This window comes from Paraglaciecola sp. (genome assembly GCF_030730205.1).
GTDB lineage: Bacteria > Pseudomonadota > Gammaproteobacteria > Enterobacterales > Alteromonadaceae > Paraglaciecola.
On the sequence record NZ_JANQVQ010000161.1, the window covers coordinates 1 to 12,123 of the forward strand.

At 40.9% G+C, this 12,123-nt stretch carries 9 protein-coding genes; 6 read left to right on the top strand and 3 right to left on the bottom strand.

What is annotated here, in order from left to right; translation table 11 throughout:
• The coding region (locus NWQ57_RS10910) for a hypothetical protein (RefSeq protein WP_306022180.1) at positions 1 to 487 on the bottom strand (487 nt) is incomplete at its 3' end.
• A gap of 350 nt (positions 488 to 837) precedes the next feature.
• On the opposite strand from NWQ57_RS10910, the gene NWQ57_RS10915 reads away from it, so the two are divergent.
• The 4 genes from NWQ57_RS10915 to NWQ57_RS10930 all read left to right on the top strand — a co-directional run bounded on the left by NWQ57_RS10915 (position 838) and on the right by NWQ57_RS10930 (position 6,040).
• The gene (locus NWQ57_RS10915; protein ID WP_306022181.1) at positions 838 to 1,710 is read left to right on the top strand and encodes an N-acetylneuraminate synthase family protein; all 873 of its coding nucleotides are present in this window, start codon (positions 838 to 840) and stop codon (positions 1,708 to 1,710) included.
• Positions 1,707 to 3,449 (top strand): thiamine pyrophosphate-binding protein, encoded by a 1,743-nt coding sequence (locus NWQ57_RS10920; RefSeq protein WP_306022182.1) that lies wholly within the window; start codon positions 1,707 to 1,709, stop codon positions 3,447 to 3,449. Before NWQ57_RS10915 ends, NWQ57_RS10920 begins: the two co-directional genes overlap by 4 nt.
• Entirely contained in the window at positions 3,442 to 4,176 is a 735-nt protein-coding gene (locus NWQ57_RS10925) for an SDR family oxidoreductase (RefSeq protein ID WP_306022183.1), read from the top strand. Before NWQ57_RS10920 ends, NWQ57_RS10925 begins: the two co-directional genes overlap by 8 nt.
• A gap of 637 nt (positions 4,177 to 4,813) precedes the next feature.
• Positions 4,814 to 6,040 (top strand): ATP-grasp domain-containing protein, encoded by a 1,227-nt coding sequence (locus NWQ57_RS10930; RefSeq protein WP_306022184.1) that lies wholly within the window; start codon positions 4,814 to 4,816, stop codon positions 6,038 to 6,040.
• 49 nt (positions 6,041 to 6,089) lie between these two features.
• On the opposite strand, the gene NWQ57_RS10935 is transcribed toward NWQ57_RS10930, so the two are convergent.
• The gene (locus tag NWQ57_RS10935) at positions 6,090 to 7,292 is read right to left on the bottom strand and encodes a bifunctional 2-polyprenyl-6-hydroxyphenol methylase/3-demethylubiquinol 3-O-methyltransferase UbiG (RefSeq protein WP_306022185.1); all 1,203 of its coding nucleotides are present in this window, start codon (positions 7,290 to 7,292) and stop codon (positions 6,090 to 6,092) included.
• A gap of 22 nt (positions 7,293 to 7,314) precedes the next feature.
• Positions 7,315 to 8,226, bottom strand: coding sequence for a bifunctional 2-polyprenyl-6-hydroxyphenol methylase/3-demethylubiquinol 3-O-methyltransferase UbiG (locus NWQ57_RS10940; RefSeq protein WP_306022186.1), 912 nt, complete (start codon positions 8,224 to 8,226; stop codon positions 7,315 to 7,317).
• A gap of 192 nt (positions 8,227 to 8,418) precedes the next feature.
• On the opposite strand from NWQ57_RS10940, the gene NWQ57_RS10945 reads away from it, so the two are divergent.
• Both NWQ57_RS10945 and NWQ57_RS10950 read left to right on the top strand, forming a co-directional pair.
• Complete coding sequence (locus NWQ57_RS10945) at positions 8,419 to 10,347, top strand: glycoside hydrolase (RefSeq protein WP_306022187.1); 1,929 nt, start codon at positions 8,419 to 8,421, stop codon at positions 10,345 to 10,347.
• 1 nt (position 10,348) lies between these two features.
• Entirely contained in the window at positions 10,349 to 12,055 is a 1,707-nt protein-coding gene (locus NWQ57_RS10950) for a cytidylyltransferase domain-containing protein (RefSeq protein WP_306022188.1), read from the top strand.
• Positions 12,056 to 12,123: the final 68 nt, after the last annotated feature.

Genomic DNA, 12,123 nt, shown 5'->3' on the forward strand with positions numbered 1-12,123 from the left:
AAAGTTGAATACCCTGTGCTTGGCAAAATGTTAATAATTCAAACCAGGGAGCACTATCAAGTGATAATGTAAAAATATCAAGTTCAGGTTCGTATATAATCACGAATCGCGGTAACGATTGTTCAATTAAAGGGAGCAAATGGTATCCTAATCCTATGCCTATAATGACTAGCACTAAATTAGACTGGGGCAGGGGGCTGCTAGCTAAAAACTGAACCACTTTTTTTATTGCTTCATTCTCTGGATTTTGTCCATACAGCACCACGCCAGCTGCTTTTAGACAAATATTTAGTGTTTTGCTTGCATTAACAGTTAAAGCATAGCGTTGCGGTGTGTGCTTTGTATTGGCAGATAAAGATGAAATATGCTGAGTAATTGCCTTCACATTCTTGGCTCGTCGTTGAAGCATCTTAGTTGCAAAAGATGTTTCGGTTTCAGCTTGGTGTGAGGTATCTATGTCAATGTGATAGCTAATGGATTCAAACATAGTAGTCTGCTTCTTGTTTCATAATGCCGCCTGACGCAAGGCTCTCTTTAAAAGTATTAAATTACTAGGCTTAATTACTACATATTGCGATCTGCCCGACCACCATTCTAAATATTGTCTTTTTACCCGACTTCCTCACTCTGAACCAGTAATTTTTTTGTTGTAACTCTGTTGTTAGTTCCGATTGATGCATATGCTTTAAAACGCTGTCTAACAGGACGTTTGTGTTAGTTGTTTTATCTATGTCCTTTTGCTGACATAGCCCAATTACAGAAACTATTAAACCATTCTGAAAACAGTTATTATCAGATTTTGTGGATTGAACCATAACAATTTTATTGCAGGCTACTATGATGACAACTACGCCTTTTTTTATCGCTGAAGTTTCGAGTAATCACCATAAAGATTTAGACCGATGTCTGGCGTTTATAAAGGCATCAGCAGAAATCGGCTGCGATGCGGTAAAGTTTCAGTTATTCAAAATTGATCAGCTGTTTGCTCCAGAAATACTGGTTCGAAGCGAGAAGCACCGAGAACGAAAAAACTGGGAATTACCGGTAAGTTTTTTGCCTAAACTGAGACAATGCTGTGATGATTACGGCATTCAGTTTTCTTGTACCCCTTTCTATCTCGACGCTGTCAAAGAACTAACGCCATATGTCGATTTTTATAAAATAGCGTCTTATGAATTACTCTGGGACGATTTACTTATTGCCTGTGCTAAAACCAATAAACCAGTAGTGATTTCAGCTGGCATGGCAAACTTAGATGAAATCGACCATGCCATTACTACCTTAAAAAGCGCAGGTTGCCAACAAATAACCTTGTTACACTGTGTTTCCGCCTACCCGACCCCAATGTCTGAATGTAATCTTGCCGTGATTGATACTTTTCGACAGCGTTATGGTGTCAATGTTGGCTGGTCAGATCACAGTGTTGAGCCAGCAGTAATCCGAAGAGCAGTAAATCGTTGGCAAGCAGATTGCATTGAATTTCATATTGACCTGGACGAGCAAGGTGCTGAATATTCAGCAGGCCACTGCTGGCTGCCCCAACAGATGCGATCAGTTATCAGTGAGTGTCGCAATGCGGCATTAATCGATGGGCGGCCAGATAAAGTTTTAGCCCCTAGTGAGGCACCAGATAGAGATTGGCGTGCAGATCCTAGTGACGGCCTTCGTCCAATGAAGCCTATCAGATTTACTTTTGGAGTTAATGAATGAGCAATGCTCTAATCAAGGTTGCCGCTGACGCAGTTATACATTTTTTGGCTAGCCAAGGAACTCGTGCACTGCATAATTACCCTGGTGGCACTATAGCGCCGCTACTGGACGCCTGTAATCGTTTTGGTATAAAGGTATATACCTCAAGACACGAGCAAGGTGCGGGTTATGCGGCTCTAGCGCAAGCTAAATTAACTGGATTGCCAGGCGTCGTAGCGGTAACCTCTGGCCCTGGTGTTACCAATGTATTGACGCCTGTAGCAGACGCTTTTTTTGATGGTATTCCTTTGTTAGTTTTTACTGGTCAAGTTGGTACTAGCGACTTAACGGGTGGCAAACCCGTAAGACAATCTGGATTTCAGGAAGTAGATACACCTGCACTAATGAAGTCCATCACAAAAGCACAGTTCCAACCTAAATCAGTTTCAGAGTTAATAGATGTACTACCTAAAGCTTGGAATATAGCGTGCGATGGTCGAATGGGACCCGTCTCTCTCGACCTGCCTATGGACGTTCAGCGCGCAGTTTTTGATGGTATTATTGCTCCTTTAAAGCCTGCAGTTTCCGATCCCATCTATATTCAAGATTTTATTAGTGAGTTACTCTCAGCCATTCAGCTAGCCAGTCAACCTGTAATAATCTGTGGCAATGGCATGGCCAACGCAGAGCATGCTAATTTACTCAAAGTGATCAGGCAAATTTGGCCTGCACCTGTCAGCCACAGCTTACTAGGCGTTGGAACTCTGGATACTGAGGATGTGGGCTGCCTTGGTTTTCATGGCCACACTGGCAGCCAATTGGCTGGTAATGCCATTGCGCAAGCGGATCTGCTTCTGGTTTTAGGTTCACGACTTGATGTACGCCAAACTGGTACACTTAAAGCCCAGTTTGCTAAAAACGCTCGAATTTTCAGGGTGGATTTTGATGAAAGTGAGCTAACTTATTCTCGAATAGCTCATCACCATAGTGTGTGCTCGCCGCTCAAACCCGTTCTACAGGCTCTGATGGAGGGGCTGACAGTATCTAGCGTCGTCAATCTGTTTTCATGGCAACAACAAATAAATGAATGGCGTAAGTCATTGCCATGGCCATACGCGAATTATCCAGGTGCAGCTCCCAAGGCTGTACTGGAATATTTAAGCGACAAATTCCCGGAAAACACCATAGTCACGACAGGTGTTGGTGCCCACCAGCATTGGGTGGCTAGACATTTCCGCTTTGCATTACCCCAAAGGCGGCTAATGACCTCTGCTGGGCACGGTACCATGGGATATGATCTGCCAAGTGCGATTGGTGCTGCGATTCATTCACCTCAGTCAACCGTGCTTTGCGTGGCAGGTGATGGTTCATTTCAGATGAATATTCAAGAACTTGGAATGATAAAAGAACTTGGTTTAGCACTTAAAATTTTAGTATTAGACAATCATAGACTCGGTCTTGTTTCTCAGTTTCAACTCATGAACTGGGAAACAGATATCGCTTGCGGTAACAAGCAGTCACCTGATTTTACTTGTATTGCTAAAGGTTATGGCATAGCTGCACTGCACTGCGGCCCAGATGATAATCTAATACCGATCCTTGATGAATTCATTAGTACCAACGAACCCGTGCTGTTACATCTTGAAATAGACAGTCGTCACGACGTACTTCCCATGTTGTTGGGTGGGCAAACCACTGACAAAATGTGGCCTTACTTTGATATGCAGGGCAATCCCAGTAAAAAGGTTGATTATGAATAGGCTGGTAATGATCACCGGTGGTGGAAGAGGCATTGGTGCTGGCTTAGCTAAAGCTTTTTTTGAAGCAGGCTATTGGGTTGCAATTACTTATTGTAGCGGAAAGGGTAATACTGAAAGATTGGCCTCATCTTTAGGTGAGAGGGTCGCAGCCTTTGCACTGGATCAGTCCGATCCGCTTAGTATTAAAAAATGTATTGCCGAAGTTGAGGGGCACTTTTCTCATTGTGTGGATGTACTTATCAATAATGGTGCTATTGCTCAGGAAAAACCTTTTTGTGAAATCACTGCAGATGACTTCACAACAATGCTGAATACGAACTTACGCGGCCCATTTCTTCTTACGCAAGCTTGTATTTCTGCAATGCAGCGACAAGGCTTCGGCAGAATAATTAATATCAGTTCAATCGGTGGTCAGTGGGGTGGCTTCAATCAAGTGCATTATGCGGCTGCTAAAGCGGGACTTATCAACCTAAGCCAATCAGTAGCCAGAATCTATTCATCTGATGGAATTCGTGCCAATACTATAGCTATTGGCTTAGTTGCTACGGAGATGACCGAACATGAACTTAGTACTATTTCAGGCAAACAAAAAGCTGCAGCCATACCTGTCGGGCGACTTGGTAAGGTAGAAGACATTGCGGGAATAGCACTCTTTCTTGCCTCCCCCCAGAGCGACTACATCAGTGGTCAGACAATTAATGCCAATGGTGGCATGTATTTTGGTTAAGGATACTCTATTAAACGAGATTGTTTTCTGTGCAAATCCCTTACAAAATCGATTTTTGAGCATATGGGTTCTTTCGGGTTTAAAAACACGAGGATTTAGTTTTTTGCTCTGCCCCGAGTGTTATTCAGTGTGTAAAAGCCCAACTATAAACTTTAATGATATGATAACTTTTTAAAGTGGAATGGCAGTCTACACTAATCTCATTTGCGAGGAAAAACTAAATGGAGCTAAGACAAGTACCTAGATGAACAAATTTTTTTTATTCAAGGGGAATAGGGCATATACCTAATTCTGCACTTGAAATAGTGATTTCAGAAATATACATTTCATCATATTTTCTAATGTGGGAGTTACAAGAATATCAGGGGTAGATCTAGGGATCTGTATCAGTTTGAAATCACCAATAGGCAAAATTTTATAGACTTTATTCAAAATAGTGCAGAAGGCTTTGAGTCGAACAAACAATTTGAAACGATTACTTTAACACATGTACTTGAATACCTTTATCAGCCACAACAAACGTATTGATATCATCTTACGAAAGTGGAAATAAAACTTACGATGCTTTGCAATGACCTAGATATAATCAAATTTCAACTCTAAGGCTTCACAACGTTGACGAACTATAGGCTGAACAATGAAAAAAAATATTCTTATTATTGGCGCTGGTATAGAAGCTTGTGAAGGCATTAAGGTTGCAAAGAGCATGGGGCTTGGCTTAGCAATTGCAGATGGTAACGTTGAGGCCCCCGGCCTAGCGATGGCTGATTGGGCAATTATTGAGAGTACCTATAATGGTGCTGCTATTCTAGCAAGAATAAGGGAACTTCAGGCAAAAGGAATCCACATTCATGGAGTCATCGCTATGTGTGCTGATGTGCCTCTAAGCGTTGCTTTGGTAACAAATGCGCTCGGCCTACCCGGATTATCTATGGAAAGTGCTTTTTTGGTATCTGATAAACTAGCGATGAAAACCAAACTACAAGCTGAAGGTATAGCAATTCCACGCTTTGCCGATGTAACTGATAAATCAAAGCTATTAGAAATGGCAACCACTATCGGCTTTCCGCTCATAGTAAAACCTGTCGATAGCCGCGGCGCACGAGGTGTTCAACTTATTGATACGCATGAAGATCTGGATGCTGCTTGGCAACTAGCAGCGAAAGAGTCCCCGACATCAAGAGTAATGCTGGAAGAATATCTTGAAGGCCCCCAATTTAGCACCGAAACCCTAATTGACCACGGACGCTGCTATACCCTCGGCTTCGCAGATCGGAATTATGAATGGTTGGCTCGCACTAAACCTTTCATTATTGAGAATGGTGGAGATGCACCAACAAGCGCGAGTCCAGAAATTAAGCAACAGGTCATAGAGACTGTAGAGAAAGCAGCATCAGTACTTGGAATTTTTCAAGGCGTTGCCAAAGGCGATATGGTCTTTACCTCGCAAGGAGCCAAAGTGATTGAAATTGCCGGACGACTCTCAGGCGGGTTTTTCTCAACGACACAAATTCCGTTAGCAACAGGTATTAATTTTATTGAAAAAGCTCTCAAGCTAGCTTTAGGTGAGTCTCTTACGAAAGAAGAGGTTACAGTAAAGCAGCAGCAAGCGGTAGCTATCCGCTACCTTGACATTCCACCTGGTAAAATTAGCCATATTACAGGTTTTCGACAGGCAAGTTCTTTACCTGGGATCAAAATGCTCAAACTTTTTATACAGCCAGGATATGAAATTTGTCCGCTAGCAAACCACACTCAAAGATCTGGATTTGTCATTGCAACGGCTGATAATAAAGAGAGTGCAATCAAAAGAGCTCAAACTGCACTATCAAAGGTAAGGGTAGTTTATGTAGAAAAAATTTAGCATGTAACAAAATCACTGCTTTTGAGCTTCTACAAATCTAACTTAATATTTAAAGTGGATTGATACACACTAAAAAGGTATTCGTTCCATACGGATCAGAGTCAGAATGAATAGTTCCAGCTTTTATACCAATGACCTTAATTATCAGAAAATATTGTCCGACTAATTTAAGTAAAGATTCCAGACTATATTCGACTAAGTGACAAGCATTAACAGGAATATGACCAAAACTGTTTTGAGGTGTACTAATTATGAGCATACCTCCGGGCTTGATGACGCGTCTTAGCTCTTTAAGATAGCTCTCTGCAGGTACATGCTCTAATGTTTCGAAACTAGTAACAGCATCATAACTGGCGTCATCAAAATCCATGTTATTAACATCTTGAACAAAATAAGAGACGTTCGTTTGTTCAGATTTATTTTCTGCATAAGCAATAATTTCAAAATCTATATCAGCGCCATGTACTTCAGTCAAAACTTCAGACATCATTCTAACGCCATAACCATTACCACAAGCAATATCTAAAACCTTCATATTAGACTTCAAATAATTTAGTGCCAGATGATAATGATAGCTAAGAGTATCAGCCCAATCTGTGCGCTTATTACTCACTTCTAATCTAGGAATATTATAAAGCTCTTTCGCTAACAGCCTACATTCCTTTAAATACTCATCAGAATATTCTGGTAAAGTACTCAAGTGTTCAAATCTATAGTCATAACGGTTCAGTTCAAAATAAGTTTTCGGATGTACATGGAACTTCGCTAATTCGGGAATGTTAAGAATCTTTTCAAGCTCCCGAAGTGCACCAACACGAAAAACCTCGGAGCTAAAGTGAACTGGGAAATCAGCCGGTAGCTTGATACAGTCAAGCCTCTTATGCTGTGCAATTTCTAACATCTGTCTAGTAAGATTGGTATCAAAACAAAAATGGATACCATCTACTCGAATAACATAATCTTCATCAGCAAGATCTAATGATGCGGCAATCATGCGTTTCAAGGGGCTTTCATCAAAGCCATAAAATGCTTTTAGACGACAATCCGCAACTTTCTCAATAACCTTACTCAGCTCACCGTTACGGTCAAATTCAGGTGCTATGAGACAAAATTGAGCACTTGGAAATGCTCCAAATGCTTGTCTAATCGTTTTGACTACTGCAATTTCATCATTTACCAACCCCATGCAGATGTCTCGACCACCAGCCCAAGAACGAGAGCTAGCCTGAATCAAAATTTTAACATTATTCATGAACATTCCTCAAAATTTTTGTCTAAACCTTTCTGGCAAAAAGAACTACTTCTCGCCCCAAACCAACGGATGCAAGCGCCTGATAAAAATTACGTTTAACGTGATTTTGATTAGATTGAGATAATTGGATGTCAAACCGCATTCGCTTTTTGTGACAAGCGCGACCGAGCTCAGAAGAATCAACATAGTTTTCTCCCATAAGCAAAAACATATCAATTGGAAATGTCGTTTCCTTCAATATCACTTCGAACCCTTCAGAGGTTAATAGTTTGCTTAGAGTCTCAAAGTTAAAGTAATTAAGATGATGTGGAGGAGCGACCCACCACGGTCGATAACCTTCATACTTCCTTAAAGTTTCTTGAAAAGGGTTGTAGTCATTTGGAACAACAACACATAATATCCCTTTTGGTAACAGAGACTCCCGCATGAGAGATATCATATCTCTTGGGTTAGGAATATGTTCTAGAACAGCGTTGGCATAAATTGCATCAAATTTACCGAGAGAAGCAGCAGTATCTTGATTGAAAAAATTTTCTACAATCTCAGCACCTAAACTGCGTGCGTGCTCACATGCTCTGGAAGATGGTTCAATGCCAATAGCCTGCCAACCTCTACTCATTCCGTAACTGACAAAATATCCAGGACCTGAACCCACGTCCAATATACGTCTGGCCGAAGCAGGTAAGAACTCTTCTAAGGTATCAAAGCGGTCTGAGTAAACGTTGCGCCACCAATATTTATCTTCTTCAGTTTCCTGAAGAAATAGCGGCTTATCTGAAGTGTAATAATCGTGCCTATAAATTTTCTCAAGTTCATCCAAAGTTGGCAGAGGATAGACATGTTTGAATCCACAATTTTGACAATCAATAACCTGAAAACCATTGCTTTCATCAATAATAGTACCGGAATGTTGCGAAGATGTCTCTTTATGCATTACTGTTCCTTGCATGAATATTGTCAGAAAATTGGCGTAATTTAATAAGCAAAGATCAAGCCAAAAAAATCAAAACTATTACAATCTAATCTTTACTGCTAAGATTTTAGCAGCTGGTCTTAAAATTTCGATCTTGTTAATAGATTTCTTTTAGAACACAAAATTAAAACTCTGGCCTTACCAAAATATAACATGGTGAAACATAAAATGCTTCAAGTTCAGACCGTTGCAATCTATACAGTTTTTCATCTTAACTTAGCATTTTCCTCGATCGAACAGGAACATCATGCTGAGGTAATTAGAAAATGTTATTGGCCTCTTTTGCAGATTGCTAAAGAGGGTATTCCGATCGGTATAGAGCTTACAGCTTATACTTTGGAGGCTATCAATGTTATCGCACCGGAATGGGTTGTTGAATTTAGAAGACTATTGTCGTTAGGAAAATGTGAATTGATCGCTAGTGGTGATAGCCAGATTATCGGCCCACTTGTTCCTGCAGCAGTCAACCATGCCAATCTTCGGCTCGGCCAACAATCTTATAAGGAGCGAGTTGGTATTACTCCATCTATCGCTTATGTTAATGAGCAAGCTGTCTCAGCCGGACTATTAGATATCTATATTGACGCGGGTTTTGAAGCGGTTGTCGTCGAATGGGATAACCCGTTTTCACATAACCCCGATTGGAAACCAGAGTACTTTGAACAGCCGCAACGTTTAATCAGTGCGAGTGGCAGAAGTATTAAAGTTATTTGGAATCATGCGATTGCATTTCAAAAATTTCAACGTTATGTGCATGGTGAATTGACTGAAGAAGACTACCTTAACTATTTACTCAAAGTGCTAAAACCCGGCACCGTTGCTTTCCCTGTTTATGGCAGTGATGCTGAAGTCTTTGACTTCCGTCCCGGTCGTTATCAGACTGAGGCAGGACAAGTCAGCAATGAGTGGATAAGAATAAAACAGTTGTTTAATCGCATTAACCATATGACAGAATACAGTTGGAGTACACCATCTGAATTACTGCTTAACTTTAAAGATAACCCAACGTTAAGATTAACGAATGCTCAACATCCAGTTAGTGTTAAAAAGCAAACAAAATATAATATCTGCCGTTGGGGCCTAAGTGGCCGCAACGATTTGCTGTTGAATACCGAATGTTATAAACATTTTAGAATGTTGAAATCAAACTCTTTGGCTAGCGACTCTGATTGGCGAAATTTATGTCGGCTCTGGGCAAGCGACCTGAGAACACATCTTACGCAGTCTCGCTATGATAAACTCAAATTAGAAGCCAAAGTCCCGCAGCCGCTGCGGTTCGCTCCTTTTAAACCTTTAGACAGTATTAATATCCTATACGATGAAGCCCGACGTAGACTGCAAATTCAAACATCCAAAATCCAGCTGTCACTGAATGGTAACCGAGGATTAGCGATAGATAGCCTTGCGTTTGCCAGCCATTCTTTTAAACCAGTTGTGGGCACTCTATCCCATGGTCATTTTGATCATATCAGCTATGGCGCTGACTTTTATACAAATCATTTATTACTAGAGCGTTTTCGAGAGAGAGACAGAATAGCAGATCTAAATCGTGTTGTTTATCAACTTGCAGAACAAGACGGCTGTCTCGTTATTTATTGCTCACAATTCCTGAAAATTGGCGAAATCATAAAATGGTATAGACTTGATGGCGAAAAGCTGTACACCGGGATTCAATTTCAAAATTTACAGCGTCCGGAAGCGTCCGTGCGTCTAGGTTTTATTACACTTTTAGATTGTGCAGACCGCGCTTGGTATCAAACTTGTTTAGGCAGCGACCAAGACGAGTTTTTCCAAATTACCGCTGATATGGATCAGGGCGAAGCGGTCTCTTCGATTGTTTCATCTAATAGCGCTTTAGGCGCCACCAATGGTAAAATTAGTTTCGGAAGTCAGTCGACTGGCATAATCGTTGAGTGGAACCCTGAAGACTGCGCGGCATTACCCATGCTTTCCAGTAAAAAAATTAACAACCAATATTTGAACCGCCTGTGGTTTTCTCTTGCTGAAGCGGATGAGACTCTAAAGTCTGGTGGAAATTTGCTTAACTTGACCCTCAGCATCACGCCAACAATGAGACCTTGATATGTCTAAAACTCTTGCTATTGTTGGTGCGCGTCTTAACTCGAGTCGTCTCGCGGGAAAACACTTGCTTGATCTCGCAGGTAAACCGCTTATCGAACAATTATGGCGTCGGTTAACATTGTGCCAAGAGATCTCGAGTGTTGAACTGGCGACTACCTCAGATGATTTTAATCAGTCTCTAGTTGCGTGGGCTTTAAAACAGCAAATTTCTTGTCATCCTTTCGAGGGCGACGTTAACGATCTCATGGCAAGACTCGATAATATTATCCAAAGACAAGCACCTGACTTTATTGTTTATATTTGTGGTGATTGTCCACTCATTGATCCTGAATTTATCGATCATGCTCTGAACAAGCTTAAGAATTCCGACAAAGACAGTATTAAACTGCATGATGGTGTGCATTCCATTCATGAAGGAATGGCATTTTACAGCCGCAAAGGGTGGGAAAAACTGATGTCTGTAAGCTTATGTGCTATGTCGAGGGAGCACGTTGGCTACGCAGATAGAATTACTCCTGTTCTAAACTATCTCTGTATTTCTGATAGTGCCGATTATTCAAAGATCAAGCACCGAATCTCAGTAGATACTCAAGCCGACTATCGTTTTATGGTAGAAGTTTATCGCCGTTGGTATGAAAATCATTCGGCTGAATCAATAGTCAGTTTGAAATGGGTTCAACAGCAGCTTGTTGAGGATCCTCAATTGGCTGCATTCAATACCCATGTCCAACAAAAAGCAGCGGATAAACATTATGCGAAGGTAAGTCTTTATTGCCATTTTAGCAAAGATATCGGCACCGGACATTTAAAACGTTGCGCACTTATCGCTGATGCCTTGCAAGAACGGCTGGGGCTGGGAACACAGATTAATATCAAAGGCATTCCATGCTCCCTACCTTGGTTACAATCTACAGCGTTTTGGTTTGAAGACGATACTCATCTGCTGACTAAAATGCAGCAAGATGAAAATCCATTGTTTATATTAGATTTTAATCCCAGCTTTATTGATATGAATGTATTGGAAAAAAATTGTATTAATGCCCAAGCTCAGGGAAAAAAATTATTAGCTTTAGATAAATTAGCTGCTCTTTTAGATAATATAGACAAGCTTTTTATTCCCGGTTTTTACAGTAGTATTCAAAGCTCTAAAGTCAGTTTTGGTTGGCAAAATTACCTTTTTAATCCAATCGTTCCTCGCAAAAAACAACAACAGGTGTTGATTTTAACTGGCGGCAGTGATGCTCTTGGCTATGGGCAAACGTTACCTCACCTTTTAGAGCAAGCGATTAACCCCAATTGGCAATATATTTGGATCAGAGGGCCTTTAGCCGCAGCACCCATGATAGATCACCATTCCTCTATACAAGTTAACCACAATCCAAACAATCTGCCGCAACTGCTTGCTGAATCGTCAATTATTCTAAGTTGTTACGGTTTATCACTGTTTGAATCTATTGCTGCTCAGGCCGCGACGATTTTATTACCGGTAAAACACCTTTGTGAACCAGCAGAATTGCAAGCGCTCTCTGCTTATGAATACTGCATCGTGACGACCCGTTTGTCGGAAGCCGTGTTACATCTTGAGCGTTTACAAGTCAACGATGAGCTGCGTTGTCAATTAATAGATAAAGTTAGTACAGTTTTTATCGATGTAAATGGGATGTCAGAATTGTTAAAAATCGTAAGTGAGCTACTTGCGAAAAATTGAAGTCGCTAAGGAATTCAGAAATATGACATTGTTTTAAAATTTGTCTATTTGTCTATTTGTCTATTTGT

Coding starts and splice junctions, on each gene's coding strand:
- NWQ57_RS10925 (WP_306022183.1), top strand. CDS start 3,442: ATGAATAGGCTGGTAATGATCACCGGTGGTGGAAGAGGCATTGGTGCT.
- NWQ57_RS10940 (WP_306022186.1), bottom strand. CDS start 8,226: ATGCATAAAGAGACATCTTCGCAACATTCCGGTACTATTATTGATGAA.
- NWQ57_RS10950 (WP_306022188.1), top strand. CDS start 10,349: ATGTCTAAAACTCTTGCTATTGTTGGTGCGCGTCTTAACTCGAGTCGT.
- NWQ57_RS10930 (WP_306022184.1), top strand. CDS start 4,814: ATGAAAAAAAATATTCTTATTATTGGCGCTGGTATAGAAGCTTGTGAA.
- NWQ57_RS10915 (WP_306022181.1), top strand. CDS start 838: ATGATGACAACTACGCCTTTTTTTATCGCTGAAGTTTCGAGTAATCAC.
- NWQ57_RS10945 (WP_306022187.1), top strand. CDS start 8,419: ATGGTGAAACATAAAATGCTTCAAGTTCAGACCGTTGCAATCTATACA.
- NWQ57_RS10935 (WP_306022185.1), bottom strand. CDS start 7,292: ATGAATAATGTTAAAATTTTGATTCAGGCTAGCTCTCGTTCTTGGGCT.
- NWQ57_RS10920 (WP_306022182.1), top strand. CDS start 1,707: ATGAGCAATGCTCTAATCAAGGTTGCCGCTGACGCAGTTATACATTTT.